Genomic DNA, 26,293 nt, shown 5'->3' on the forward strand with positions numbered 1-26,293 from the left:
TTTCACACGTCCGGCGCGGGCGCCGCGCGCTGCGACATCCGGTTCGGCGCCCGATTGATCCAGATCAACGCCTCGTCGGCCCGCGGGCATCTAAGGTAGGCCAAGGCGACGGCCCGGATGCCGTCTCGATTCCCCACATCATTCGAGAGACCGGACATGTCCGCCCCTGAGGACGCGACGTCGCGCGTGCGCCGTAGGCGCATGGAGATTTTCGCCTTCCTGTTCCTGACCGCAATCGTGATGCCCGTGCTCGCGGTCGGAACGGTCGGCAGTTACGGCCTTGGCGTCTGGATCTACCAGATGTTTGCCGGCCCTCCCGGCCCGCCGCCCTCCCCGCATTGATCCGCAACCAGCGAAAGACAGGCATCATGGCTCACGCCACACTCAACCGCCGCGCCTTGATCACCGGCCGGGTGCTCGGCGCCGACCGCGTCATCGCACCGCCGGGCGCCGAGATCGCCAGCATCCTGGTGCAGGCGCGTCCCGAACGTCTCGCCGAGCTCGAAGCCGAGATCATTGCGCTGCCGGGCTGCGAGATCCACGGCCGCGACGCGCGCGGCAAGCTCGTCGTCGTGACCGAAGCGCCCGATGCCGGCAGCCTCGGCACCCTGCTCAACACCATTCAATCGCTGCCCAACGTCTATTCCGCAGCGCTCGTCTTCCACGCCATCGAAACCGCCTGAGTCAGGAAGAGCCATCATGACATCGCCCAAGCTCGACCGCCGCCAGATGCTCAAGCTCGAGGCAGCCGCCATCGCCGCTGCCGCCGCCGGCATGCCCGCCCCGGCGCTCGCCGCCAATCTCGTCAGCGAGCGCAACAACAGCGAAATGAAATGGGACAAGGCCGCCTGCCGCTTCTGCGGTACCGGCTGCTCGGTGATGGTCGCGACCAAGGAGAACCGCGTCGTCGCCACCCATGGCGACATCAAGGCCGAGGTCAATCGCGGCCTGAACTGCGTCAAGGGCTACTTCCTCTCCAAGATCATGTACGGCCACGACCGCCTGACCCAGCCGATGCTGCGCAAGACGAACGGCAAGTACGACAAGAACGGCGAATTCACGCCCGTCTCCTGGACCGAAGCCTTCGACATCATGGAGCTGAAGTGGAAGGAGGCGATCAAGAAGCGCGGCCCGAACGGCGTCGCCATGTTCGGCTCAGGCCAGTGGACGATCTGGGAAGGCTATGCCGCCTCGAAGCTGTTCAAGGCCGGCTTCCGCACCAACAACATCGATCCCAATGCGCGCCACTGCATGGCCTCGGCAGTCGCCGGCATGATGCGCACGTTCGGCATCGACGAGCCGCCCGGCTGCTACGACGACATCGAGGCCACCGACGCCTTCGTGCTGTGGGGCTCCAACATGGCGGAGATGCACCCGATCCTGTGGACGCGCCTGGCCGACCGCCGTCTCTCCGCGCCGCATGTTCGCGTCGCCGTGCTCTCGACCTTCGAGCACCGGTCGTTCGACCTCGCCGACATCGGCATGGTGTTCAAGCCGCAGACCGACCTCTACATCCTCAACGCCATCGCCAACCACATCATCAAGACCGGCCGCGTCAACAAGGACTTCGTCGCCGCGCACACCGTGTTCAAGCGCGGCCAGACCGACATCGGCTACGGCCTGCGGCCCGAGCATCCGCTGCAGAAGAAGGCGACGGGCGCCGCCAAGCCCAACGACGCCACCGACATGAGCTATGACGAGTTCGTCAAGTTCGTGTCGGAGTACACCCTTGAGAAGGCCGCCGAAATGTCGGGCGTGCCGCTCAACCGCCTGGAAGCGCTCGCCGAACTCTATGCCGATCCCAAGACGAAGGTGGTCTCGTTCTGGACCATGGGCTTCAACCAGCACACCCGCGGCGTCTGGTGCAACAACCTCGTCTACAACATCCATCTGTTGACCGGGAAGATCTCCGCGCCCGGCAACAGCCCGTTCTCGCTGACCGGCCAGCCCTCGGCCTGTGGCACCGCGCGCGAGGTCGGCACCTTCTCGCACCGCCTGCCCGCCGACATGGTCGTCACCAACAAGGCGCATCGCGACCACGCCGAGCACATCTGGCAGCTGCCCGAAGGCACCATCCCCGACAAGAACGGCGCGCACGCCGTGCTGCAAAGCCGGATGCTGAAGGACGGACTGATCAACGCCTATTGGGTGCAGGTCAACAACAACCTCCAGGCCGGCCCCAACATCAACGAGGAGACCTATCCGGGCTTCCGCAACCCCGACAATTTCATCGTGGTCTCGGATGCCTATCCGTCGGTGACCGCGCTCGCGGCCGACCTGATCCTGCCCACCGCGATGTGGGTGGAAAAGGAAGGCGCCTACGGCAATGCCGAGCGGCGCACCCAGTTCTGGCACCAACTGGTCGCGGCGCCAGGCGAAGCCAAATCCGATCTCTGGCAACTCATGGAATTTTCAAAACGCTTCAAGATCGAGGAGGTCTGGCCCGCGGAGTTGATCGCCAAGAAGCCGGACGTTCGCGGCAAGACGCTGTTCGACGTGCTCTACAGGAACGGCCAGGTCGACAAATTCCCCGTGAGCGAAATCGAGCCCGGCTACGCCAACGACGAATCCAAGGCGTTCGGCTTCTACGTGCACAAGGGCCTGTTCGAGGAATATGCCCAGTTCGGCCGCGGCCATGGCCACGACCTTGCGCCGTTCGACACCTATCACAGGGAGCGCGGCCTGCGTTGGCCCGTCGTCAACGGCCAAGAGACGAGGTGGCGTTTTCGAGAGGGCAGCGACCCCTATGTCAAGCAGGGCGCCGAGGTGCAGTTCTACGGCCATGCCGACGGCAAGGCGCGCATCTTCGCGCTGCCTTACGAGCCGCCGGCGGAATCGCCCGACAACGAATATCCCTACTGGCTCTCCACCGGACGCGTGCTGGAGCACTGGCATTCAGGCACCATGACGCGCCGCGTGCCCGAGCTCTACAAGGCCTTCCCCGAAGCCGTCTGCTTCATGCATCCGGACGACGCGCAGGAGGCCAAGCTCCGCCGCGGCGACGAAGTGAAGGTGGTCTCCCGCCGCGGCTTCATCCGCGCCCGGGTCGAGACGCGCGGCCGCGACCGGCCGCCGCGCGGCCTCGTGTTCGTGCCGTGGTTCGACGAATCCAAGCTGATCAACAAGGTGACGCTCGACGCCACCGATCCGATCTCGCTGCAGACCGATTTCAAGAAATGCGCCGTGCGCATCGAGCGGGTGAACATGTCATGATGAAACGATCCGCAATCATCCTGCTCGCCTTCGCGATCGCAGCCGGCACGAGCTCACTGACCGCGCAGACCGTGACCTCCGGCCTGCGCGGCCCCACTCCGCTCAATGACGAGGGGCCGGCGCCGCCGATGCTGCCGAACCGTAACACCTCCGAGAAGGAGGTGCGCAACTATCCGGAGCAGCCGCCCGTGATCCCGCACAGCATCGACGGCTACCAGGTCGACCTCAACGGCAACAAGTGCCTGTCCTGCCATGCACGGGCGCGCACCGCGGAGTCGCAGGCGCCGATGGTCTCGATCACGCATTTCATGGACCGTGACGGCCAGTTCCTGGGCTCGGTTTCGCCGCGCCGCTTCTTCTGCACCGAATGCCACGTGCCGCAGAACACCGCCAATCCGCCGGTCAGCAACGATTTCGTCGACATCGACACGCTGCTGTCGCGCACAAGCCCGGGTGGCCGCCGATGACGACGACCGCTGACGAGTCCAACGCAGAGCTGAAGGCCAAGCGCGGCTTCATCGTGCGGAGCCGGGCTTTCATGCTCGAGCTCTGGCAGGTCCTGACCCGGCCAAGCTCGGTGTTCGCGCTCGGCACCCTGGTGCTGGCCGGCTTCGTTGCCGGCGTGATCTTCTGGGGCGGCTTCAACACCGCGCTGGAAATCACCAACACCGAGAAGTTCTGCACCGGCTGCCACGAGATGAAGGACAACGTCTACGCCGAGCTGAAGTCGACCGTCCACTTCACCAACCGCTCCGGCGTGCGCGCGACCTGCCCGGACTGCCACGTGCCGCACAACTGGACCGACAAGATCGCGCGCAAGATGCAGGCGTCCAAGGAGGTGTGGGGCAAGATCTTCGGCACGATCGACACGCGGGAGAAATTTCAGGATCACCGCCTCGAATTGGCGGCGCACGAATGGGCACGCTTCAAGGCCAATGATTCCCTGGAATGCCGCAACTGCCACAGCGCCGATTCCATGGACATCACCAAACAGTCGCCGCGGGCCTCGGTCGCGCACCAGCGCTTTCTGTTCACCAAGGAAAAGACCTGCATCGACTGCCACAAGGGCATCGCCCACCAGCTGCCCGACATGCGCGGCGTTCCCGGCTGGCAGTAGGCTTGCACTCCCGGCGCACCACGCGGGGAGCGGCGCGTAGACAATTTCAGATCTGCCGAATTCTGATAGCGAAAGTTCCATCTGGAGGTTTCAGAATACCGCTGCGTTATGCCCTGTTTAAATCGCAGGACCGATCATGTCCTGGCGCGGCGGAAGCGTGCGCGGTCCTCCTGCGATGGCCAGAAAAGCATGATGCAGCAGACGAATTCGATCATCGACGAGCTCGAAGACGCGGTCCGTAACGGCTCCTCGGCCAAGCGGATCGAGACCTTGCGCCGGGTGACGGACCTGTTTCTCGACCAGGGGCAGCGCCTCAGCGACGATCAGGTCGAGGTCTTCGATCATGTGCTCTCGCATCTGGTGACGCGGGTGGAAAGTCGGGTCAGGGCCGAGCTCGGCGATCGTCTGGCGCCGCTGGATTACGCACCTGCCGGCGTGCTCGAACGCCTCGCCTGGGACGACGAGATCACCGTCGCTGGCAAGGTGCTGTCCGAGTCCAATCGCCTGAGCACCCCGACGCTGGTCGAGATCGCGAAAGCCAAGGGGCAGGATCACCTGTTCGCCATTTCCGGCCGCGCCGACCTGCCGGAGGTCGTCACGGACGTCCTGGTGGAGCGCGGCGAACGCAAGGTCATCCGCCGCCTTGCCGACAACAGGACAGCCCGCTTTTCCGAGGACGGATATGACGGCATGGTCGCGCATGCGGAAGCCGACGAAGCGCTCGCCGAAGCGCTCGGCCTGCGCATCGACCTTCCCATCAAGTATCTTCGCGACCTGCTGCAGCGCGCGACCGAAGCCGTGCGCGCGCGCCTTGCGGCCATTGCACCGCCGGAGCTGCAGGCGGAGATCAAGCGCATCCTCGCCGCGATCACCAGCAAGGCGGCCCCGCCGGAGCCGAAGCGGGATTTCAGCCTGGCTGAAGCGGCCGTTAAGCGGATGAAGGGCCTCAACGAACTCAACGACACCGCCATCGCCCGCTTCGCGGAAACCAAGAGATTCGACGAGGTTGCCGCCGCGCTCGGACTTCTCAACAACAGCGCGCCCACCGAGCTGATGGCGAAGGTTCTGGAAGGGCCACGTGCCGATCTCGTGCTGATCCCCTGCAAATCGGCAGGCCTCGGTTGGCCCACGGTCGAAAAAATCCTCTGCAATCGTCCGATCAAGTACCGCATCGACGAGGCCACCCTGAAGCTCGCGGGCACGGATTTCGCCAAGCTGTCCCCCGCGACGGCCGAGCGCACACTGCGCTTCTGGCAGCTGCACGACCGGATCGACAAGTAGCCGAGGCCCCGCAGGACGGCCTGACCGCCGCTTGAACGGCCAGCCGCAATGGTTAGCTTGCGAGAAGCGGCGAATCGCCGGTTCTCTCTCAAGACAAACATGGCCACGTTCACCCCGCATCAGGATGCCGCGCTCAAGGCCGTCGGCGACTGGCTGAAAGCAAGACCCGGACGGGGCGGCACGCCGCCGGTGTTCCGCCTGTTCGGCTTCGCCGGCACCGGCAAGACCACGCTGGCCCGGCACATCGCCGAAGGTGTCGACGGAGAGGTGAAGTTCGCAGCCTTCACCGGCAAGGCCGCCCTCGTCATGCGCAACAAGGGCTGCGACGGCGCCTCCACCATTCATTCGCTGATCTATCGTGCCCGCGAATCCGGCGAGGAGCAGCCGAGCTTCGAATTGTGGGACGACGCGCCGGCCTCCAAGGCCAAGCTGATCATCATCGACGAATGCTCGATGGTCGACGCCGAACTCGGGCGCGACCTGATGTCGTTCGACTGTCCTCTCCTGGTGCTGGGCGATCCCGCGCAGCTGCCGCCGATCCAGGGCGGCGGCTTCTTCACTAATTCCGAGCCGGACGCGATGCTGACCGAGGTGCATCGCCAGGCCCAGGACGATCCGATCGTCCGGATGTCGATGGACGTCCGCGAAGGACGCGAGCTCGACGTCGGCCGCTACGGCGAGAGCGAGGTGGTGCCGCGCAAGGAGCTCGATCCTGACAGGGTCATGGGCGCCGACCAGATCCTGGTCGGCCGCAACAACACCCGACGCGCCTACAACATGCGGGTACGCCAGCGCCAGAACATCGAGGACGCCTTCCCGGTCGCCGGTGACAAGCTGGTGTGCCTGCGCAACAACCGCAAGAAGGGCCTGTTCAACGGTGGCCTTTGGCGCGTGAAGTCGCGCAACACTTCGCGTTCGAAGTCGCGTATCCTCAGCATGCGGCTGTCGCCCGACGAGGATTTCGGCCACAAGGTGACCAAGGTCTCGGTGCGCGCCGATTGCTTCGAGGGCGGCATCGAGCAGATCGGCTGGGAGCAGCGCAAGCCCTATGACGAGTTCGACTACGGCTACGTGCTGACCGTGCACAAGTCGCAGGGCTCGCAATGGGACGATGTCGTGTTGTTCGACGAGAGCTTTGCGTTTCAGGATTCGCGGGCACGGTGGCTGTACACGGGTATCACGCGGGCGGCGAAGCGGCTGAGCGTGGTGGTTTAAAGCGACGTCAGCATGTAGTCAGGGGCCGCTCCAGCCACCCATGATTTTTCCGGACAACCGCTGCGCACTTTTCCGGATCATGCTTGAGCGGGAGTTCCGCATCCCGCCAAGCCGGCCCGCAGATGTCCCGAGCCGCATGCTCACGGTCTCGTGTCCGCGGCGGCGTAACGATCAGCGGCGACGTCCGTATCTCGGATGTCGGGAAAGCGCGACCGGGCTGTTCGCCCGGTCCCGATCGCCCTAGACTGTCACCTTCCGAGAGAGGATTGCCATGCGCCGAATTGCCCTCGCCTTCCTGGTTGCCGCAGCCGCCCCCCTGACGCTGGCCTTCACGATGCCGTCCGGGGCCGCGGAGGACGCGGTCGTGATCCCGGCCCCGGCCGTGGACGCCGCAGCTTCGAGCGGAATCCAGACCGCCGTACTTGCCGGTGGCTGCTTCTGGGGCGTGCAGGGCGTCTTCCAGCACACGGCGGGCGTGGTCAACGCCGTCTCCGGCTATGCCGGCGGCACCAAGGCGACCGCCGACTACCAGAGCGTCTCGAGCGGCCGCACCAGCCATGCCGAGGTGGTCGAGATCAAGTACGACCCGAAGAAGATTTCCTATGGGAAGATCCTCCAGATCTACTTCTCGGTGGTGCACGACCCGACCCAGCTCAACCGCCAGGGCCCGGACGTCGGCCCGCAATATCGCTCGGCGATCTTCACAACGTCCGACGAGCAGAAGAAAGTGGCGGAAGCCTATATCGCCCAACTTAACGGCGCGAAGGCGTTCAAGAAGCCTATCGTGACCAAGGTCGGCGCGCTGGAGGCGTTCTATCCGGCGGAGGCCTATCACCAGGACTATCTGACGCTGCACCCGAACCAGCCCTACATCGCCTATAACGACATCCCCAAGGTCGAGAACCTGAAAAAGCTGTTCGCGGATAACTACATCGAGAAGCCGACGCTGGTGAATGCCGGCAAGGCCACCAACTGATCGAAAAATCATCCTGAGAACGGGAGACCCATGCCCGATACCAAGACGAAGATCACGGACGACAAAGTCAGCAAGAGCGAAGAGCAGTGGCGGCGCGAATTGACGCCGATGCAATACGCCGTGCTGCGCGAGAAGGCGACCGAGCGTCCCTTCTCGGGCGAGTATGAGCACGAGGAGCGTGCCGGCACTTACGTCTGTGCCGGCTGCGGCAATTCCTTGTTCGAATCCGACGCCAAGTTCGATTCCGGCTGCGGCTGGCCGAGCTTCAGCCAGCCGGCGGTCGAGAGCCACATCGACGAGGAGCGGGATACGAGCCATGGCATGGTCCGGACCGAGGTGCTCTGCTCCAAATGCAGCGGCCATCTCGGCCATGTCTTCCCCGATGGACCCGGACCGACCGGCCTGCGCTACTGCATCAACTCGGCGGCGCTGAAGCTGGAGCCGAAATAAACGAAGTCCGACGCCGGGTTCCACCATGGAACCCGGCGTCGCGATATGCCTTCCTCCAGTGGGGTGCGGCCCAACATCCTGTTTCGGCGACCGCCAGGGAGGAGGCCGTGACGCTTGGGACCATCCTGATCATCCTGGTGATCATCTATCTGCTCGGCGGCCTGTCGGGCCGGTTTGGCGGGTATGGCTATGGCCTTGGCCATTCCGGCATCGGCCTCGGCGCGGTCGTGCTGGTGGTCCTGGTCGTGCTGCTGCTTCCTGGCAAAGTGTTAACGACTTAAATAATTGAAATTACTATACTTTTCTCGTTCGCTTGGCTGCCATGCGCGGATTCATCATCTCGCGTCGCAGGGGTCGCATTTTTGTCAGATCGGCCTATATTAGAGGGCGACAATGCATGTGGCGGGCCCGCTCGATTGCGGCCTCTGCCCTCCCCCAAACTCACGCGCTTAAAGCCCCAGAGAAGATCACGAGGTCTTTGACCATGCGTCCACTGCGTCCGTTCAACTTCAACACCTCCGCCGAACTCTTCCCCGCCGCAATCCGTAAGAAGAAGCGCGCGGGCTTCACCTATCGCCGGTTCGGCACCGCAGCCGAGGCCGTGCAGTTCGCGATGGAGCAGTTGCCGACGGATTCGCTGAACGGCGCCTATCTCCAGGTCGAGGAAGCACGCTTCGACCAGAACGGCATCCGCTCGCTGTACGAGAGCGAGGCCTTCCCGCTGCCCCGCCGGCCCAAGCCGGCTCCGGCCGCAGAGACCGACGCCGACGCCGCGTAAGCTTTTCCAACACTGTTCGATGTGCGCAGAAGGCGCGACGGCCGAAAGGTCGTCGTGCCTTTTGTGTTTTAGGGAAAGATGTTCGTTTTCGTGCCCCGGACGCAGCGCAGCGCTCCTTCGGCGGTGCGCTGCAGAGCCGGGGCCCATCCATCAACATGCCCTTTGGCTCCTGGGTCCCGGCTCTACGGCGCGGCGCTTGCGCGCCGCACCTTGTCCGGGACATGAGAGCAGGAGGAAGAGCCCCTACATCCGCGGCTGCTTTTCCAGCCAGCGCTGAAGCAGGCGGACGTTGCGCATGTTGGCGCGGAACATGACGTCAAAGGCGTCGCCCGCGAACGGGACGAGGCCGACCACGCCGTCGACCGCGACATTGCCGAGCATGCGCGCGGTAATGTACCAGGGCGCGCCCAGCGCCCTCGCCTCCCGCACCAGCCACAGGGAGATCGCGGTCGTGATGATGTCGCCGACCACCGGGATCAGGCCGATCAGCCCGTCGATCCCGTAACGGATGTTGGTGCCGGGCAGGATGAAGGCGACGTCGAGCAGCTTGGCGATGGCCTCGAGCCGCGCGATCCGCTGCTCGCGCGTCAGATTGCCGAACGGGCTCGCCTGCCCGAACTCGAAACGAAACTCGCGAAATCCCTGCTCCAGCGTCTCGGGACGAATTTCCTGGCCTTCCTGGTCGATGATCGGCCCGCGGGCCTGCTTGCCGGAAGAGGCCGCGCGCGGGCTACCCTCGGAACGGGATCGGCGCGGAGCAAGGATATCGTCGTCGGACATGGTCATGGCTTCTCGGCAACGCGCGGGCGCGGTGGAGGTTGCGGGGCCGCGCTCGAAGGTCGCGCGCTTTAGGTCGGCGCCACCACCGCCGGCGGCTCCTCGACATATCTATGCACGAGCCAGGAAGAAATCACCGCCGGGACGAACCCGACGAGGCCGTACAGGATGACCTGCACCGCGCCGGAATCCGGCCCGCGCGAGCTGTGGGTGAACGCGGCCAGGACGAAGGCGAACAGGCCGACCAGGAGCATCCGCACGCCGGGGCTGATCCGGCGGACGTGGATCAGGATGTCGTCGACCGCGCCGATCATCAGCGCGGGCAGGAAGCCGAACAAATAGCTGTATTGCAGGGTCTTGAAGAACACCGCGAACAGCTTGCCGACCTCGCCGAGATTGGTGTGGGCCCAATAGCCGGACTGGTAGGTCGTCGTCAGCAGCAACAGGAACCCGCCGACGAACGGAACGACCAGCGCGAACACCAGATAGCGTTTCATCAAGCACCTCACCCTCTGTGAGCTTTATAGCAGTGCCGGGGGAACCTTGAACAGCGGGCGGAGCGCTCTCCCCCTCAAGGAACAAGTGGCAAAGCGCCGAGTTCATGCTGGACCTGATTTTACCCCTGTTTGAATGGAGCGCTGATGGCCCGCAAATTTTTCTTGGCGACGATCGCACTGGCAGCGTTGAGCCTGTCCGACGCGCCCGCATTCGCTCAAGGCCATATGGGAACGCCCCAGGAGCAGAAGGCTTGCTCGCGCGACGCTCAGCGTTTCTGCCGCAAGGACCTCGGCAACGACATGGCGGTGCAAGGCTGCCTTCAAGCCAATCGAGCCAAGCTGTCGAAATCTTGCAACAAGGTGTTTCAGAGCCACGGCATGTGAAGACCGGCACCATCCCGGCGAATGGAGCGTGAAGCCATGTTACGCGACGAACAACTCTCCATCCTCCGGGACATCAGCCAATCCGTTGCCTTTGCCGACGACCGCCAGGGCAAGGTGGGACAGCTGATCGCCGACGGCTACGTGATGAAGGACGGTGATTTGTTCGAGCTCACGGCGAAGGGCGTCACCGCCGTCGAGGAACATGCGGCATCGCTCGGCTTGAGCGATGCGGAACCAGCGAGCGTATCCCCCGAGCGGCTGATCTGACCGCCGACGTGACTCGCGTGCAACAATTGCGAATTCCTTTACGCCGGCCATTGCAGGCGCACGACAATGGCGCATACTTGCCTCGGGCGGCGTAGCACTTTCGATTCGGGCATCAAGAAATCGAGCGACCACATGCGGGACCAAAGTGCCCGACGTGAAGGCTGTGACATGCGGCAGATCAAGCCGCGTGCGGCGCCCCAGAACCAAGTGGCTCAAGCCCAGGACCTCGGGGACCCATTCCACATGACACGCCTTCAGACGATCGCTTCACTCTTCGCTGTCGCCGTCACCGGCCTCGCACTGCAGATGACACCCGGCCTCGCCTTCTCGTCCGAAGCGCAGCAGATGTGCTCGGGCGATGCGATGCGGCTGTGCTCCAGCGAGATTCCGGATATCCCGCGGATCACCGCCTGCATGGTTCGCAACAAGTCGCAGGTCAGCCCAGGCTGCCGTACCGTGATGGACCGCGAGCACGCCGCCGCGACGGCATCGCGCAAGCGGGAAGCGGCGGCGCAGTAGCGCTACAGGTACATCCAGAAATGTCATTCCGGGGCGACGCGCAGCGTCGAACCCGGAATCCATTTTCCGGCATCACGTGCTGCGCGATGGATTCCGGGCTCGCGCTACGCGCGCCCCGGAATGACGGCGGCGGCCTCAATCGCCCCACTGGGCGAAGGCGTCGTTGAAGGCGCGCTCGCCGGGGGCACCCTTCTCGATGGCGATGATGGCGCGGCGCTGGTTGGCATAGACCAGCGGCACGTCGAACCAGGAGCGCTCCTTCAGGAGCTGCACGTTGCGGGCGCGGTCGGCGTCGACATTGGACAGGCCGACCAGGAAGAAGCCGTCGGTGACCTTGACCGCGAGACCGGCGAGCGGCGTACCGCGCGCCTGCTCGTTCGACTTCATCAGGATGCCCGGCACGTTGGAGACGCTGCCGCCCGGGAAATCCGGCGGCAGGATGAAGGTCAATTCCGCGGTGTGGCTCGCCGGCAGCGAGGAATCGGTGTTGCGGCGGAACGACATCGTCATCTTGAACTTGCGATCGGGAATCTCGATGTCGGCGCGCACGGCGACGTCGGCCTTCTGGTTGCCGGAGGCCTTGATCTGCTCCAGCCGCCACACCACCGAGCCGACATATTGCTTGCCCTTGGGGTCGGACGGATCCTCGTCGTAGAGCACGACCTTCTGCGCCACCGGCGCGACCGGCTGGTCAGCCGAGGGCTGGCCGACGCGATCGGGAATCTTCGGCTTGCTCTGCGGCTGGGCCGGGGTCGGCGTCTCCGCCACCTGGGTCGGCGAGGACCTGAACAGGTTGGTGGCGCGCTCAAGCAGCGGTTTACCCCAGAGGATGCCGGCGCCGACCAGAATCAGCACGATGCCGACGGCGATCGCGCTCTTGAACGGGAAGGCGGAGCCGGTGCGGACGCGCTTCTTGGCCTCGCGCTCGGGGGCGGCGCGCGGACGCGGCGACGGCGGCTGCGGCGCGTAGCGTTCAGCCTCCTCGACCGATTCGTCGTAGGAATAGGGCGCCTCGGCCTCCGCGGCGCGGTTTTCCAGGCTCGGCTCCAGCCGGTCGAATTCCGGCGAGGGCGAGGGCACGTTGGCGTAGGTGCGGCGCGCGGCGCGGCTGGCCTGCGCGGCGGCGCCGCCGAGATCGTTGGCATCGGCCGTGATGTCGCGGAAGCCGCGGACGCCCGGCGCGGGCGGCAGCGGTGGCGGCGGGCCGACATCGGGCGGACGGCGCCCACCTTGGCGATCACGCCCGGCCGGCGGCTCCGCTGCCGGCGGCGGGGCGGACGGGGGCCCCTGGCGCGGGGCGTCGAAACGAGGCGCGCGCGGCGGACGCGGGGCCTCACCGGGGTCATCGACGTTGAAGGACGGGCGGTCGGCGCGCGGCGGAGTCGGAGCCGGGCGCGTGCGCGGCGGCGCGGCAGCCGGGTTGCCCTCGGCAGCTCGGGTGCTGGCGCGGCGGAACGCGTCGCCACTCGAGCCGGGGCGGGCGCCACCCCCGGGCCGCGAGGCCTCGCGGGCACGCTGGGCGGCCTCCGATTCGACCTTCCGGACGGCCTCCTCCAGCGACAACCGTTCGCGGGTGATCTCCGATTCGGAGAGCGGCGGCTGCACGCTGCGCAGTTGTGCGATCAGGGCCGTGCGCGCCCGCTCATAGAGCGCGCGACGGCTTTCGCCGGGAGCATTGGGGTCCAGGGCGGCAATAGCGCGGGCGATCAGCGGATAGTAATCAGCCATTTCTACTCAACTATATCCGCGTCCTGGTAAGAGATCGTTAAGCCTCAAACGGGTTTTGCACGAGGATAGTATCCTCGCGTTCGGGGCTGGTGGAAAGCAGTGCGACCGGGCATCCCACCAATTCCTCGATCCGCCGGACATATTTGATGGCTTGGGCCGGCAGGTCGGCCCAGGACCGCGCGCTCGCGGTCGGCTCCTTCCAGCCCTCGATGGTCTCATAGATCGGCTCGACGCGGGCCTGCGCGCCTTCGCCGGCCGGGAAATGGTCGATCTCCTTGCCGTCGAGCTTGTAGCCGGTGCAGACCTCGATCGAATCGAAGCCGTCGAGGATGTCGAGCTTGGTCAGCGCCAGGCCATTGATGCCGCAGGTCCGGACCGCTTGGCGCACCAGCACGGCGTCGAACCAACCGCAGCGACGCGGACGGCCGGTATTGGTGCCGAACTCGCGGCCGCGCTCGCCGATCTTGCGGCCGATCTCGTTGTCCTGCTCGGTCGGGAATGGGCCTTGGCCGACGCGGGTCGTATAGGCCTTGCACAGGCCGAGCACGTAGCCGATCGTGCCGGGACCGACCCCCGCGCCGGTCGCCGCCTGCGCCGCCACAGTGTTGGACGAGGTGACGTAAGGATAGGTGCCGTGGTCGACGTCGAGCAGCGCGCCCTGCGCGCCCTCGAACAGCATGCGCTTGCCGGCGCGCCGCTCGATGTCGAGCAGGCGCCACACCGTCTCGGCATAGGGCAACAGCTGCGGCGCCATCTCCATCAGTTCTTTCAGGACCACCTTGCCGTCGAATTCGGGCAGGTTGAGGCCGCGGCGCAGCGCATTGTGGTGCGCCAGCAGGCGGTCGATCTTGTGCGGCAGGGTCTGAGGATCGGCCAGATCCATCAGGCGGATGGCGCGGCGCCCGACCTTGTCCTCATAGGCGGGCCCGATGCCGCGGCGGGTGGTGCCGATCGCGGTCGCGGCGCTGGCGGACTCGCGCAAGGCATCAAGCTCGCGGTGCAGCGGCAGGATCAGCGTGACGTTTTCGGCAACGCGCAGATTGTCGGGGCTGACATCGACGCCCTGCGACTTGAGCCTGGCGACCTCGTCGAGGAAGGCGGCGGGATCGAACACCACGCCGTTGCCGATCACCGACAGCTTGCCCTCGCGCAGCACGCCGGAGGGCAGCAGCGCGAGCTTGTAGGTCTTGCCGTTGATGACCAGCGTGTGGCCGGCGTTATGGCCGCCCTGGAAGCGGACGACGATATCCGCCTGCTCCGACAACCAGTCGACGATCTTGCCCTTCCCTTCGTCGCCCCACTGGGCGCCGACGACGACAACATTGGCCATTCGCGGGTAATCCTGTTTCAAACTGTCGAAAAGGCATGATCCTCGCGGAAAACCGGTGCCCACTTTTCCGGGATCATGCCTGCGCCCAGCCCAATCGGCGGCCGGAGCCGCCCGCACGCAAGGCAGCCAACCGGATAAAGGAAGCAGCCCCTCTAGGCAAGCAAGAAGGGGGCCTATTCGGGGTCCCTAGCCCGGCCCAAGCCATTGATATCCGCAGAAAATCCAGAACTCGCGGGGGTCCTCGCAACGGCTTCGACCAAAGCGTGAGGGACACCGTCGCCGCCGGCATGGTCGCGATGCGTCCGCCCCCTGTTGATGCAACCTCGCTTTCCGTGTCTTTGGACGGTGCCGGGTGATCAGCCGGCCCGGACCTCGCCGGGCCGGAAGCCTCGGCGTATTCCACGCGGGGCTTCGACGATCATAATGTCCGCCACCGACCAGACCACGAGCGCGGAAACATCCGGCCACAGCTGGATCGCCAACCAGCCGTATCTGCTGCTCAGCATCACCGCGCTGTGCTGGGCCGGCAACGCCATCGTCGGGCGGCTCGCCGCCGGCCATATCCCACCGGTCACGCTGTCGTTCCTCCGCTGGTTCTTCGCCTTCCTGCTGGTGCTGCCGTTCGCGTGGAAACACCTCGCGCAGGACTGGCCGGCGATCCGCAGCAAGCTCGGCCTGATGGTCACGCTCTCGGTCACCGGCATCGGCGCCTTCAACACGCTGCAATATTGGTCGCTGGAGCACACCCAGGCGCTGAATACGCTGCTGCTGCAGTCGGCCGCGCCGCTGCTGGTGGCGCTGTGGTCACTGGCCATTCTCGGCATCCGCCTCACCGCGGCGCAGGCCTTCGGCGTGCTGCTGTCGATGTGCGGCGTGCTGACCATCCTGCTGCATGGCGACTTCACCACGCTGTCGAACATCGACTTCAACAAGGGCGACCTGATCTTCCTGCTCGCGCTCCTGATCTTCGCGCTCTATTCGGTGCTGTCCCTGAAGCGGCCGCCGATGCACGGCCTGTCGTTCCTCGCCTTCACCTTTGGCTGCGGCGCGGCCTGCCTCGTTCCGCTGGAGATCTGGGAACTGTCCGTGCGCCCGGTGATGAAGCTCGACGGGCCGAACCTGCTGACGCTGTTCTACGTCGCCGTCTTCCCTTCCGCGCTCGCCTATCTCTGCTTCAATCGCGGCGTGCGCCTGATCGGCGCCAACCGCGCCGCGCCGTTCTTCCATGTCGTGCCGGTGTTCGGCTCGGTCATGGCGATGGTATTCCTCGGCGAGCACCCGCAGGCGTTCCACTTCATCGGCTTTGCATTGGTGCTCGCGGGCGTGTTCGCGGCGTCAAGGAAGCAGGCGGCGTAGCCGCAAGTTGTCAGAGCGCACCGCTGTCCGCTTCACCCTCCCCTGGAGGGGGAGGGTCGACTCACATTGAGCGAAGCGAAATGGGAGACGGGGTGGGGTGGCAGTCTCTCCGCGGACGCGCTGCCCGAGTGGAGAGATCACCCCACCCCGCTCGCGCGACGCGCGATCGACCCTCCCCCTCCAGGGGAGGGTAAGAAAGAGCGCAGGCTATTTTATCTTGAACTTGCTGTAGGCTTCGCTCGTCGCGATGATGACGTGCTCGGCGCAGCCGTTGACGCGATGCGGGTCGGCTTCACGCTCGTAGGTTTCCGACGTCATCATGTCGAGGAAGACCGCGACCGTCGGATAATATACCAGCGCGACGAAGTCCCAATTGTTGCCGTCATGCGGACCGAGCGCAACCGTCTTGGCTTCGCCGGTCCAGAGCAGCGTGCCGCCGCGCGCCCTGATCATCGGCACGGTGATCGAGCTGTAGCGCAGATACGCGTCCCAGCCAGACCCGTCGCCGTCGCGCGAGCGCGCGTGGAAGCGCATCAGGTTCAGCATCACCACCGGCCGATTCGGATCGAGCCGCTCCAGCCCCTCGATGTTCAACATATTGACCGCCAATGGCACCTCCTCGGCTCAGGCCTGCATTGTAGCATTGCGACTGCGTGACTTGTGCCATCCCGGCCATCCGGCGCAAGCTCGTTCGCAACGCCAATGACGACCGCTTCGCCCGCGCCAAAGGCCGCCAATCCGGCCAGCTGGCTCAACAACCAGCCTTATCTGCTGCTCAGCCTGACCTCGCTGTTCTGGGCGGGCAACATCGTGCTCGCGCGCCATGTCGGGGCGCATGTGCCGCCGCTGACGGTGACCACGATCCGCTGGTACGGCGTGTTCCTGATCCTGCTGCCGTTCGCCTGGCCGCATCTGAAGCGCGACTGGCCGGCCTTGCGCAAGAGCCTGCCGTTGATGCTGTTCCTGTCGCTGGTCGGCTTTGCGTTCAACAACGCGATCTCGTACTGGGCGATGCAATACACCGAGGCGCTGAACGCGCTGCTGATCCAGTCGGCGGGTCCGCTGTTCGTGGCACTGTGGTCGCTGGTGCTGTTCGGCGTGCGGCTGACCGGGGCGCAGCTCGGCGGCATCGCGATCTCGCTGCTCGGCGTGCTGATCATCATCCTGCGCGGCGAGATCACCGCGCTCGCGAGCATCAGTTTCAACCGGGGCGACATCATGTTCGCCTCCTCGCTGGTCGCGTTCGGCCTCTACTCCGTGTTCATCCCGCGGAGGCCGAAGATTCATCAGCTCTCCTTCCTGTCCTTTACCACCTGCTGCGGCGCGACGATGCTGCTGCCGACGGCGATCTGGGAGGCGGCCAGCGGCCGGGTGCTGCACCTGGACGCGATCACGCTGGCGACGCTGGGCTACATCCTGATCTTTCCCTCCACCCTCGCCTATCTCTTCTTCAACCGCGGCGTCGCGTTGATCGGGCCGAACCGGGCGGCGCCGTTCTTCCATCTGGTGCCGGTGTTCGGCTCGGCGATGGCGATCCTGCTGCTGGGCGAAAAGCTGCAGCCGTTCCACCTGATCGGCTATGCGATGGTGCTCGCCGGCGTCGTGCTCGCATCGCGGCAGGGCTCGGCGGCAAAGTAATTCCGCGCGACGGACGATGCACTCTCGTGTCCCGGACGCGGCGCAGCGCGAAGCGTTGCGACGCAGAGCCGGGACCCAGGCTGCCGCAAGCATGGGCCCCGGTTCAGCAGTGCACCACGCCGCCAAGAGCGGCGTGCTGCACCGCGCCCGGGGCGCGAAACTCATGTCTTCCGATCTTGATGAAGACAAGCTAGGTTCCCCGCCAACGAAAAAGAGGGAACGACCACACATGATTTTTTCAGCGTTGATTCGAAACCTGCGGACCGTCGGCGCGGCCGCGCTTGTCCTCACTGCGGCATCCACTGCTCAGGCCGACACCTATCCGAGCCGCAACATCACGCTGGTGCTGCCGTTCGCGGCCGGCAGCGGGACCGACACCACCACGCGGCTGATCTCGCAGCATCTGTCGCAGGCGCTCGGCGTCGGCATCGTGATCGAGAACAAGGCCGGCGCCAACGGCATGCTCGCGGCGACCTATGTCGCGAAGGCCGCTCCCGACGGTTACACGCTGCTGGTGACGACCAACACCACGCATTCGGCCAATCCCTATCTGCTCAAGAGCCTCACTTACGATCCGGTCAAGGACTTCACCCCGATCGCCCGCACCGGCGACCTGCCGTTCATGCTGGTCATCAATCCGGAAGTGCCGGCCAAGTCCGTCGCCGAGCTCGTCGCCTACGGCAAGGCCAATCCGGGCAAGCTGAGCTACGCATCGGGCTCATCCTCGGCGATCGTCTCGGGCGCGACCTTCGCGCACAATGCCGGGCTTGACCTGTTGCACGTGCCCTACAAGAGCTCGCCGCCGGCGCTGAACGACGTCATGGGCGGCCGCGTCTCGATGATGTTCGTCGACATCCTGACCGGCCTTCCGCATGTCAACGGCAACGCGCTGCGCGCGCTCGCCGTCACCACCAAGGAGCGCTCGCCGCTGGTGCCGCATTTGCCCTCGATGCAGGAAGCGGGCGTGCCCGATTTCGACATCTCGTCCTGGCAGGGTTATTTCGGCCCGGCCGGCATGCCGAAGGAAATCGTGACGCGGCTCAATACCGAGATCCGCAAGATCATCGAGAATCCGGAGGTGAAGGCCAAGCTCGCCACGCTCGGCATGGACGCCTTCTCCGGCACGCCGGAGCAGCTCGCCACGTTCGTGAACGAACAGCTCGTGCTGTGGGAGAAGCTGATCACCAACGCGAAGATCGAGAAGCAGTAGGACTCCGCATTCTCCGTCATGGCCGGGCTTGTCCCGGCCATCCACGGATATCCGCGCGCGCGGTGCCCGAGAACGTGGATGCCCGGGACAAGCCCGGGCATGACGTCGGAGTTGATGGCAAGGGCTCTCGTGATGAGCTTACGCCGCGCGGACCTTGGCGAGGAAGCCGTCCACCGCGCTGCGCAGCGCACCGGACTGGGTGTCCAGCTCGCGGGCATTGGTGAGCACGTCGCCGGCGGCAGCACCGGTCGCTTCCGCGGCCGAGGTGACGCTGCCTATATGGGCGTTGATTTCGCTCGAGCCGGCCGCGACCGACTGGATGTTGCGGGCGATCTCGCGCGTCGCTTCGCCCTGCTGCTCGATCGACGCGGAAATGCCCGCGGTGATCTCGCTCATCTCGGCAATGGTCTGGGTGATGCCGCCGATCGCCGCGACGGCGTCGCTGGTCGAGGTCTGCATCGCGGCAACCTGCGCGGAGATCTCCTCGGTCGCCTTTGCGGTCTGGTTGGCGAGCGCCTTGACCTCGGAGGCGACGACGGCGAAGCCGCGGCCGGATTCGCCGGCGCGCGCCGCCTCGATGGTGGCATTGAGCGCGAGCAGATTGGTCTGCGCCGCGATCGAATGAATGAGCTTGACCACCTCGCCGATCTTCTCGGCGCCGGTCGAGAGCTCCTGCACCGTGGCGTTGGTGCGCTCGGCGTCGTTGACGGCGCGGCTCGCAACTTCGGTCGAGCGCGTGACCTGACGGGAGATTTCCGCAACCGAGCTCGACAGCTCCTCGGCAGCCGCCGCGACAGTGCCGACGTTGCCGGAGGCCTTTTGCGAGGCGGCACCGACCGTCGCCGCACGGGAGGAGGCGTCACTCGCGGTCGCCGTCATCGACTGCGCCGTCGTCTGCATCCCGGCCGCGGCCGTGGAGACCGAACGGACGATGCCGTTGACGCTGCGTTCGAAGTCGTTGGCGATCTCTTCCATCGCGCTGCGACGTTCCGCCGCTGCGCGGTCCTTGGCATCGGCCTCGGTCTTCTCGAGGTTGCGGATGCGAATTGCGTTGTCCTTGAAGATCTGCACGGTCGAGGCCATCGCGCCGACCTCGTCGCCGCGGCCGACGCCCGGAATGTCGCCCTCGAGCTTGCCGTCCGCGAGGTCCTTCATACGGGCGCCGAGCAGCGCCAGCGGGCGGCTGATGCCGCGACCGATCAGCCAGGCAACGCCACCGGCAACGATGACGATGCCGAGCATGGCAAGGCCGAGCATCCAGTAGACCGGCCCCATCTTGGCATCGATGTCGTCGAGATAGGCGCCGGTGCCGACATACATGTCGAAGCCGGGCACCGCCACCGCATAGCCGATCTTGCGGATCGGCTTCTCTTGCCCCGGCTTCATGTACTCATAGTGCAGCAGGATCGATCCCTTCGCCTTCACACCCTCCATCAGTTCGACGGACAGTTTGCGGCCGTTGGTCACGACGTCCATTCGGTTGGCACCGATCACCTTCGGATCGGGTGCAAGCTGCGTGATGCCGTCGTAGGAGGTGCCGAACAAATAGCCTGCCCCGTTGTCGTAGGTCATCGCGTTGCCGTAGCGGCGAATCTCGGCCATCGCCGCGTCCTTCGTCATCTCGCCGGCATCGACCCGCTTTTTGAGCGCAGCCGCGTAATTGCGTGCCATCTCCACGATCGCCTTGGCCTGGTCGATGCGCGCATCCACCATCTCCTGCTTCATCAGGTAAGCGGCCAGGACGCCGGAGATGCAGAGACCCAACAAAGTGACGCCGACGAGAATGCCGAGCTTCGGGGCGATCTTCAGATTGCTCAATTTCACGGGTGGGCTCCGAATAATGGGATACGGGCGCGCGACGAGATCGATCAAATTCGAATCAAGTTTTAGGGGCCGAGCCCTTAGCAAGTTCCTTACGCACCTCCGTAGAAGCCCGGAGCTTGTGCGGAAAAGCGGGAATATACCTGGCCCAAGACAACCGTGAATTGTACGCACTCGCCCGGATTTCGCGTAAAAGACGCAAAGGCCCCCCGTCGAGGCGGGTCACGACAAGAAACCAGATCGGGAGCAGAGAATGCCGAAATACAGGGTGGTGACGCCCAAGGGTGCGAGCTTCACCGTCGCGGGCAGCGATTATTCCTACGAGCGCGAGGCGCTCGATCCGATCGATGCCGAGATCGTCGAGGCGCCCGCCGACGAGGCCGGGTTCATCGCCGCGGCGAAGAATGCCGACGCCATCTACGCCAAAAGCATCCCGATCACCAAGTCCATCATCGACGCGCTGGAGAGCTGCAAGGTCATCACGCTCGGCTCGGTCGGCGTCGACAGCGTCGACGTCAAGGCCGCCACCGCGCGCGGCATTCCCGTCACCAACATCCCCGACACCTTCATCGAGGAGGTCGCCGACCACGCCATGATGCTGCTGCTCGCCGGCTTCCGCCGCCTGGTCGAGCAGGACAGGATGGCGCGTGACGGCCGCTGGGCCGAGGGGCGGCCGGCGCTGCTCAAGATCCCGAGGCTGATGGGCCAGACGCTCGGCTTCGTCTCGTTCGGCCGCGTCGCCCGTGCGGTCGCGAGGCGCGCCGCGCCGTTCGGCCTGCGCATGATGGCCTATGATCCCTTCATCCAGGAAACGCTGATGTACGAGCATGGCGTGATCCCGGCGACGCTGAACGAGGTGCTGTCGCAATCCGATTTCGTATCGATGCATGCCCCCGCGCGACCGGAGGTGCACCACATGCTGACCGAGAAGCACTTCCGGCAGATGAAGAGGGGTTCGATCTTCATCAACACCGGTCGCGGAGCCACCGTGGACGAGGAGAGCCTGATCAAGGCGCTGCAGGAGGGCTGGATCGCCCACGCCGCCCTCGACGTGCTGGAGAAGGAACCGCCGTCGCACAACAATCCGCTGCTCGGCATGGAGAACGTGACCCTGACCGCCCACGTCGCCTCGGCCTCGGCACGGTTTGACGAAGCGCGCAAGCGCCGGGTGGGCTACGAATTGTCACTGGTGTTGCAGGGCATGTGGCCGGTAAGCTGCGTCAATCCGTCGGTGCTGCAAAACACCGCGCTCCGCCGCTGGCAGCCCGTCAGCATGGACCGCGGACCGAACAGCTAGGCGGCCGGCGCGAACGCGCCAAGGACCAAACGGCCCCTTCACCGGCGATCAACGCCGGGAAGGGAGACATCATAGGGAGGTACTGATGAGGAACGACATCACACGTCGTGATGCCTTGGCGCTGGGCCTGTCCGCTGCAACGCTTGCTGCTACCGGTGCTGCAGCGCAAACATCCAACATCAAGGCTGCCGATGTTCCGGCACCCAAGCGCGAGATCGAGAAGGGCGCAACCTTGCGCATGCTGCGCCCGGTGCGCTTCGTCCAGGCCGACGAGGACGTGTTCCGCGCCAATGCGGCAAAATTCACCAAGGAGACCGGGGTCGAGGTCAAGGTCGATTTCGTCGGCTGGGAAGACATCAACCAGCAGACCGCGGTGACCGCGAATTCCGGGGCCGGCCCCGACATCATCATCGGCTTCTCGGACGCACCGCACATCTACATCGACAAGCTGATCGAGCTGACCGACGTCGCCGACTATGTCGGCAAGAAGTATGGCGGCTGGCTGCCGCTGGCGCAGCGCTACGGCAAGAAGAACAAGAGCGACGCCTGGATCGGACTGCCGTTCGGCGCCACCGCCGGCCCCCTGATCTACCGCAAATCGATCCTGCAATCGGTCGGCTTCGACAAGGTGCCGGAAGACCATGCCGGGATTCTCGACCTGTGCCAGAAGCTGCACAAGGCGGGCAAGCCGGCCGGCTTCGCGCTCGGCAACGCCAAGGGCGACGGCAATGGCTTCGCCAACTGGGCACTATGGTCGCACAACGGCTCCCTGCTCGACGAGGAAGGCAATGTCGTCATCAACAGCAAGGAGACGATCGCCGCGCTGAACTGGGTCAAGCAGCTCTATCCGACCTTCATCGCCGGCACGCCGTCCTGGAACGACGTCAGCAACAACCGCGCCTACTCCTCGCAGGAGATCTCGCTGACCGCGAACGGCGTCTCGCTGTACTTCTCGCTGAAGAACGACCCGGCGACCAAGGCGATCGCGGAGGACAGCGAGCATCAGCTGCTGCCCAAGGGTGTCGCCAAGATCTCGCCCATGGCGGGCCTGACGCTGAATGCCATGGTGTTCAAGCACAGCCAGTATCCCAACGCCGCAAAGGCCTTCCTGCAATACATGCTGGAGAAGGACCAGTACGAGCCGTGGCTCAATGCCAACTCCGGCTATTGGTCCCAGCCGCTGGCAGCCTATGCCGAGTCCGCCGTGTGGTCGCAGGATCCCAAGGTGAAGCTGTTCAAGGACACGATGAACAGCACCTATTACGACGGCTACAAGGGCCCGATCTCGACGGCGACGGGTGCCGTCAGCGCAGACTACGTGCTGATCCAGATGTTCGCGGCCGTCGCGACCGGCGCCGCGACGCCGGAGGCCGCCGCCGCGGAAGCCGAGCAGCGCTGCAAGCGGTACTTCCGGCGGCAGGCTGCGAAGTAACGCCCGATAACGCGGCCGTCATTGCGAGGAAAGAAGCGAGGAGGCAATCCAGAGTGCAACTGCAAAGACAGACTGGATTGCTTCCGCCTTCGCCAAGGCTTCGGCGGAGAAGTCGCTTCGCTCGCAATGACGGTGTGGTAACAGCCAAGAACAGGACAACGCCCTGATGTCCGTGACCACCCTCTCTTCCCCCGCGCTGGCGCAGCGGCAGCCGAACTGGATCGTGCGCCTGTTCGACTACAAGCCGTTCCTGATCGTGATGTGCCTTGCACCCGCGATCGGGCTTTTGACCGTGTTCCTGACCTATCCGCTCGGGCTCGGCATCTGGCTGGCCTTCACCGACACCACGATCGGCCGGCGGGGCGTCTACATCGGTATCGAGAACTTCCAGTATCTGGTCACCGATCCCCTGTGGTGGAACGCGGTGTTCTACAGCGTGCTCTATACCGGCATTGCGACCTTCGGGAAGTTCGCACTCGGCTTCTGGCTCGCGCTGCTGCTCAACAACCATTTTCCCTTCAAGAGCCTGCTGCGCGCGATCATCCTGTTGCCCTGGATCGTGCCGACCGTGCTCTCGGCGCTGGCGTTCTGGTGGATTTACGATCCGCAGTTCTCGATTATCTCCTACCTCCTGGTCGACGTGCTGCATTGGCGCGACAGCAATATCGACTTCCTCGGTTCGCCCTGGCCGGCGCGCTTCTCGCTGATCGCCGCCAACATCTGGCGCGGCATTCCCTTCGTCGCGATCTCGCTGCTGGCGGGTCTGCAAACCATCTCCCCCGCGCTCTACGAGGCCGCAATGCTGGACGGGGCCACCGCCTGGCAACGCTTCCGCTACATCACCTTCCCGATGATGATGCCGATCCTCGCCATCGTCATGACCTTCTCGATCATCTTCACCTTCACCGACTTCCAGCTGGTCTACGCCATCACCCGCGGCGGCCCGGTGAACTCCACCCACCTCCTGGCGACGCTGGCGTTCCAGCGCGGCATCGCCGGCGGCGAGCTCGGTGAAGGCGCCGCGATCGCGGTGTCGATGATCCCGTTCCTGGTATTCGCGACGCTGTTTTCCTATTTCGGCCTGGCGCGCCGCAAATGGCAGCAGGGAGAGGCCAATGACTGACACCGTCGTGCAACCGACCGCGAACGCCAAGGCGCCGCCCGACACCATGGCCTGGGATTCCGGGCTGCGGCGGCTGATGATGATCTATCTGCCGCTCGGCTGCTTCGTGCTGATCCTCTTGTTTCCGTTCTACTGGATGGCGATCACCTCGTTCAAGCCGAACGCGGAGCTGATGAACTACAAGGACAACAACCCGTTCTGGATCTCCTCGCCGACGCTCGCCCACATCAAGCACCTGTTGTTCAACACCGCCTATCCGCACTGGCTGAAGACCACGATGCTGGTCGCGATCGGCTCGACCACGCTGTCGCTGGTCGCGAGCACGCTGGCGGCCTACGCCATCGAACGCCTGCGCTTCCGCGGCAGCCCCTATGTCGGCCTCGGCATCTATCTCGCCTATCTCGTGCCGCCCTCCATCCTGTTCATTCCGCTCGCCACCGTGGTGGTGCAGTTCGGCCTGTTCGACTCGCCGATCGCGCTGATCCTGGTCTACCCCACCTTCCTGGTGCCGTTCTGCACCTGGCTGCTGATCGGCTATTTCAAGTCGATCCCCTACGAGCTCGAGGAGTGTGCGCTGGTGGATGGCGCGACGCGGCTCCAGATCCTGCGCCGGATCACGCTGCCGCTGGCGGTGCCCGGCCTGATCTCGGCCGGCATCTTCTCCTTCACGCTGTCCTGGAACGAGTTCATCTACGCGCTCGCCTTCATCCAGAGCGGCGCCAACAAGACCGTGCCGGTCGCGATCCTGACCGAGCTCGTCACCGGCGACGTCTACCAGTGGGGCGCACTGATGGCGGGCTCGCTGCTGGGCTCGCTGCCGGTCGCGATCTTCTACTCGCTGTTCGTGGATTACTACGTGTCGTCGCTGACGGGCGCGGTGAAGGAGTAGCAGAACTAGGCCAGCCGCGCCTTGAGGCGCGGCGTGGCCCAATCCAGAAATGCGCGGAGCTTGAGCGGAGCGGGCTTTCGCTCCGCGTAGATGAGATGCACGGGCCAGGGCGCCTGCTCGAATTCCTCCAGCATGAGGACGAGCTTGCCGCAACGTCGTGCAGCCTCCATCTTGTAGGACATCACGCGCGTGACGCCGGCGCCTGCGACGGCCGCTTCGACCGCCGCTTCCGAGTCGCTCACCGTCAATCTCGACCGTATCGGCACCGTGACCTCGCTGCCGTCCTTGACGAACTTCCAGCTCTTTTGCGCCGCATGGCTGTCGACGCCGATACAATCGTGCGACGCCAGATCGGCGGGCTCAATCGGATGACCCCGCTTTGCGAGGTATCCGGGACTGGCGCAGAGCACGAACCGGACCGAGCCGACCCGGGTCGCGATCAGGTTGCTGTCGGGCAGACTGCCGATTCGAATCGACACATCGATGTTGTCGTGGACGGTGTCGACGATGCGATCGGTCAGGACGAGCCGCAGCGCGACCTCGGGATAAGCCTCCATGAACTCGAGCGCGATCGGCAAAAGATGCATGTGGCCGAGGCCCCACGGCGCCGTGACCGCGAGATCGCCCCTCGGACTTCTGTACTCGCCGGAAACCTCCCTCTCGGCATCGTCCACCTGCGCGATGATCCGCTTGCAGGCCTCGATGTAGGATCTTCCCGCATCGGTCAGCGCCATCTGGCGCGACGACCTCTGAAACAGCTGGGCATTCAGCCGCGCCTCGAGCTCGGCAACCGTTCGGCTGACCGTTGCGACCGGCATGCTAAGGCGCCGCGAGGCTGCCGAGAAGCTTCCTGTGTCATTGACGGCGATGATGACCGACATCGCCTCCAGCCGGTCCATCAGACGCGTCTTTCCGTAACCTGAGAAGTTGCTTCTCGATTTTATGGGCTGATCCCGCCGGTCGCAATCGTTTACGCGAAGCTCGCTGCGGACTTT

The 26,293-nt window shown here is 65.0% G+C and carries 28 protein-coding genes; 21 read left to right on the forward strand and 7 right to left on the reverse strand.

Annotated features, from left to right (window positions below):
- Positions 1 to 156: 156 nt before the first annotated feature.
- From napE to AC3WLX_RS16085, 11 genes are all read left to right on the forward strand, one after another.
- On the forward strand, positions 157 to 342 hold the full coding sequence (gene napE, locus AC3WLX_RS16035; protein ID WP_492336672.1) for a periplasmic nitrate reductase, NapE protein: 186 nt from the start codon (positions 157 to 159) through the stop codon (positions 340 to 342).
- Between the two features lie 26 nt (positions 343 to 368).
- On the forward strand, positions 369 to 683 hold the full coding sequence (locus AC3WLX_RS16040) for a chaperone NapD (RefSeq protein ID WP_492336673.1): 315 nt from the start codon (positions 369 to 371) through the stop codon (positions 681 to 683).
- 16 nt (positions 684 to 699) lie between these two features.
- Positions 700 to 3,213 carry a nitrate reductase catalytic subunit NapA gene (gene napA / locus AC3WLX_RS16045; RefSeq protein WP_492336674.1) on the forward strand — a complete coding sequence of 838 codons (2,514 nt, stop codon included), beginning with the start codon at positions 700 to 702 and terminating at the stop codon, positions 3,211 to 3,213.
- A complete protein-coding gene (locus AC3WLX_RS16050; protein WP_492336675.1) occupies positions 3,210 to 3,680 on the forward strand; it encodes a nitrate reductase cytochrome c-type subunit in 471 nt (156 codons plus the stop codon). The genes napA and AC3WLX_RS16050 overlap by 4 nt, the downstream gene beginning before the upstream one ends.
- The gene (locus AC3WLX_RS16055; RefSeq protein ID WP_291625242.1) at positions 3,677 to 4,330 is read left to right on the forward strand and encodes a NapC/NirT family cytochrome c; all 654 of its coding nucleotides are present in this window, start codon (positions 3,677 to 3,679) and stop codon (positions 4,328 to 4,330) included. The genes AC3WLX_RS16050 and AC3WLX_RS16055 overlap by 4 nt, the downstream gene beginning before the upstream one ends.
- 192 nt (positions 4,331 to 4,522) lie before the next feature.
- Positions 4,523 to 5,611, forward strand: a complete 1,089-nt coding sequence (locus AC3WLX_RS16060) for a DUF2336 domain-containing protein (RefSeq protein ID WP_492336676.1) — start codon at positions 4,523 to 4,525, stop codon at positions 5,609 to 5,611.
- Between the two features lie 99 nt (positions 5,612 to 5,710).
- Positions 5,711 to 6,826, forward strand: coding sequence for an ATP-dependent DNA helicase (locus AC3WLX_RS16065; RefSeq protein WP_492336677.1), 1,116 nt, complete (start codon positions 5,711 to 5,713; stop codon positions 6,824 to 6,826).
- A 271-nt stretch (positions 6,827 to 7,097) separates the two neighbouring features.
- Positions 7,098 to 7,802: a peptide-methionine (S)-S-oxide reductase MsrA gene (msrA, locus tag AC3WLX_RS16070; protein ID WP_291625234.1), complete on the forward strand. Its 705-nt coding sequence runs from the start codon at positions 7,098 to 7,100 to the stop codon at positions 7,800 to 7,802.
- A 30-nt stretch (positions 7,803 to 7,832) separates the two neighbouring features.
- A complete protein-coding gene (gene msrB / locus AC3WLX_RS16075; protein WP_492336678.1) occupies positions 7,833 to 8,252 on the forward strand; it encodes a peptide-methionine (R)-S-oxide reductase MsrB in 420 nt (139 codons plus the stop codon).
- Positions 8,253 to 8,359: 107 nt separating this feature from the next.
- On the forward strand, positions 8,360 to 8,533 hold the full coding sequence (locus AC3WLX_RS16080) for a DUF3309 family protein (protein WP_492336679.1): 174 nt from the start codon (positions 8,360 to 8,362) through the stop codon (positions 8,531 to 8,533).
- Between the two features lie 203 nt (positions 8,534 to 8,736).
- The gene (locus tag AC3WLX_RS16085) at positions 8,737 to 9,030 is read left to right on the forward strand and encodes a hypothetical protein (protein ID WP_027560969.1); all 294 of its coding nucleotides are present in this window, start codon (positions 8,737 to 8,739) and stop codon (positions 9,028 to 9,030) included.
- Between the two features lie 243 nt (positions 9,031 to 9,273).
- On the opposite strand, the gene AC3WLX_RS16090 is transcribed toward AC3WLX_RS16085, so the two are convergent.
- Together AC3WLX_RS16090 and AC3WLX_RS16095 are read right to left on the reverse strand one after the other, a co-directional pair.
- Positions 9,274 to 9,816, reverse strand: a complete 543-nt coding sequence (locus AC3WLX_RS16090) for a DUF4112 domain-containing protein (protein WP_291625225.1) — start codon at positions 9,814 to 9,816, stop codon at positions 9,274 to 9,276.
- Between the two features lie 62 nt (positions 9,817 to 9,878).
- Complete coding sequence (locus AC3WLX_RS16095) at positions 9,879 to 10,304, reverse strand: DUF5413 family protein (protein WP_291625223.1); 426 nt, start codon at positions 10,302 to 10,304, stop codon at positions 9,879 to 9,881.
- Between the two features lie 144 nt (positions 10,305 to 10,448).
- Here AC3WLX_RS16095 and AC3WLX_RS16100 point away from each other — a divergent pair, with 144 nt between their 5' ends.
- The 3 genes from AC3WLX_RS16100 to AC3WLX_RS16110 all read left to right on the forward strand — a co-directional run bounded on the left by AC3WLX_RS16100 (position 10,449) and on the right by AC3WLX_RS16110 (position 11,474).
- Positions 10,449 to 10,688: a hypothetical protein gene (locus AC3WLX_RS16100; protein WP_291625221.1), complete on the forward strand. Its 240-nt coding sequence runs from the start codon at positions 10,449 to 10,451 to the stop codon at positions 10,686 to 10,688.
- A gap of 21 nt (positions 10,689 to 10,709) precedes the next feature.
- The gene (locus AC3WLX_RS16105) at positions 10,710 to 10,955 is read left to right on the forward strand and encodes a hypothetical protein (protein ID WP_492336680.1); all 246 of its coding nucleotides are present in this window, start codon (positions 10,710 to 10,712) and stop codon (positions 10,953 to 10,955) included.
- Between the two features lie 243 nt (positions 10,956 to 11,198).
- Positions 11,199 to 11,474: a hypothetical protein gene (locus tag AC3WLX_RS16110; protein WP_492336681.1), complete on the forward strand. Its 276-nt coding sequence runs from the start codon at positions 11,199 to 11,201 to the stop codon at positions 11,472 to 11,474.
- A 135-nt stretch (positions 11,475 to 11,609) separates the two neighbouring features.
- On the opposite strand, the gene AC3WLX_RS16115 is transcribed toward AC3WLX_RS16110, so the two are convergent.
- Both AC3WLX_RS16115 and AC3WLX_RS16120 read right to left on the reverse strand, forming a co-directional pair.
- Positions 11,610 to 13,202 (reverse strand): hypothetical protein, encoded by a 1,593-nt coding sequence (locus AC3WLX_RS16115; protein ID WP_492336682.1) that lies wholly within the window; start codon positions 13,200 to 13,202, stop codon positions 11,610 to 11,612.
- A 37-nt stretch (positions 13,203 to 13,239) separates the two neighbouring features.
- The gene (locus AC3WLX_RS16120) at positions 13,240 to 14,532 is read right to left on the reverse strand and encodes an adenylosuccinate synthase (protein WP_492336683.1); all 1,293 of its coding nucleotides are present in this window, start codon (positions 14,530 to 14,532) and stop codon (positions 13,240 to 13,242) included.
- A 423-nt stretch (positions 14,533 to 14,955) separates the two neighbouring features.
- Between AC3WLX_RS16120 and AC3WLX_RS16125 the strand changes: the two genes are divergently transcribed.
- Complete coding sequence (locus tag AC3WLX_RS16125) at positions 14,956 to 15,888, forward strand: DMT family transporter (RefSeq protein WP_492336684.1); 933 nt, start codon at positions 14,956 to 14,958, stop codon at positions 15,886 to 15,888.
- A gap of 207 nt (positions 15,889 to 16,095) precedes the next feature.
- Here the strand turns inward: AC3WLX_RS16125 and AC3WLX_RS16130 are convergent, their stop codons facing one another.
- On the reverse strand, positions 16,096 to 16,485 hold the full coding sequence (locus AC3WLX_RS16130; RefSeq protein WP_492337302.1) for a DUF1330 domain-containing protein: 390 nt from the start codon (positions 16,483 to 16,485) through the stop codon (positions 16,096 to 16,098).
- A gap of 105 nt (positions 16,486 to 16,590) precedes the next feature.
- Between AC3WLX_RS16130 and AC3WLX_RS16135 the strand changes: the two genes are divergently transcribed.
- Positions 16,591 to 17,526 (forward strand): DMT family transporter, encoded by a 936-nt coding sequence (locus tag AC3WLX_RS16135; protein WP_492336685.1) that lies wholly within the window; start codon positions 16,591 to 16,593, stop codon positions 17,524 to 17,526.
- A gap of 232 nt (positions 17,527 to 17,758) precedes the next feature.
- Positions 17,759 to 18,736 (forward strand): Bug family tripartite tricarboxylate transporter substrate binding protein, encoded by a 978-nt coding sequence (locus tag AC3WLX_RS16140; protein WP_492337303.1) that lies wholly within the window; start codon positions 17,759 to 17,761, stop codon positions 18,734 to 18,736.
- Between the two features lie 138 nt (positions 18,737 to 18,874).
- Here AC3WLX_RS16140 and AC3WLX_RS16145 read toward each other — a convergent pair whose 3' ends face one another.
- Positions 18,875 to 20,560, reverse strand: coding sequence for a methyl-accepting chemotaxis protein (locus AC3WLX_RS16145; protein ID WP_492336686.1), 1,686 nt, complete (start codon positions 20,558 to 20,560; stop codon positions 18,875 to 18,877).
- Between the two features lie 250 nt (positions 20,561 to 20,810).
- On the opposite strand from AC3WLX_RS16145, the gene AC3WLX_RS16150 reads away from it, so the two are divergent.
- The 4 genes from AC3WLX_RS16150 to AC3WLX_RS16165 all read left to right on the forward strand — a co-directional run bounded on the left by AC3WLX_RS16150 (position 20,811) and on the right by AC3WLX_RS16165 (position 25,298).
- Entirely contained in the window at positions 20,811 to 21,854 is a 1,044-nt protein-coding gene (locus AC3WLX_RS16150) for a C-terminal binding protein (RefSeq protein WP_492336687.1), read from the forward strand.
- 85 nt (positions 21,855 to 21,939) lie between these two features.
- Positions 21,940 to 23,286: an ABC transporter substrate-binding protein gene (locus AC3WLX_RS16155; RefSeq protein WP_492336688.1), complete on the forward strand. Its 1,347-nt coding sequence runs from the start codon at positions 21,940 to 21,942 to the stop codon at positions 23,284 to 23,286.
- Between the two features lie 166 nt (positions 23,287 to 23,452).
- Positions 23,453 to 24,409: a carbohydrate ABC transporter permease gene (locus tag AC3WLX_RS16160; protein ID WP_291631777.1), complete on the forward strand. Its 957-nt coding sequence runs from the start codon at positions 23,453 to 23,455 to the stop codon at positions 24,407 to 24,409.
- Complete coding sequence (locus tag AC3WLX_RS16165; protein ID WP_492336689.1) at positions 24,402 to 25,298, forward strand: carbohydrate ABC transporter permease; 897 nt, start codon at positions 24,402 to 24,404, stop codon at positions 25,296 to 25,298. Before AC3WLX_RS16160 ends, AC3WLX_RS16165 begins: the two co-directional genes overlap by 8 nt.
- A gap of 5 nt (positions 25,299 to 25,303) precedes the next feature.
- Here the strand turns inward: AC3WLX_RS16165 and AC3WLX_RS16170 are convergent, their stop codons facing one another.
- Positions 25,304 to 26,197, reverse strand: coding sequence for a LysR family transcriptional regulator (locus AC3WLX_RS16170; protein ID WP_492336690.1), 894 nt, complete (start codon positions 26,195 to 26,197; stop codon positions 25,304 to 25,306).
- Positions 26,198 to 26,293: the final 96 nt, after the last annotated feature.

The sequence above is a fragment of the Bradyrhizobium sp. FW305-F6 genome (assembly GCF_058782905.1).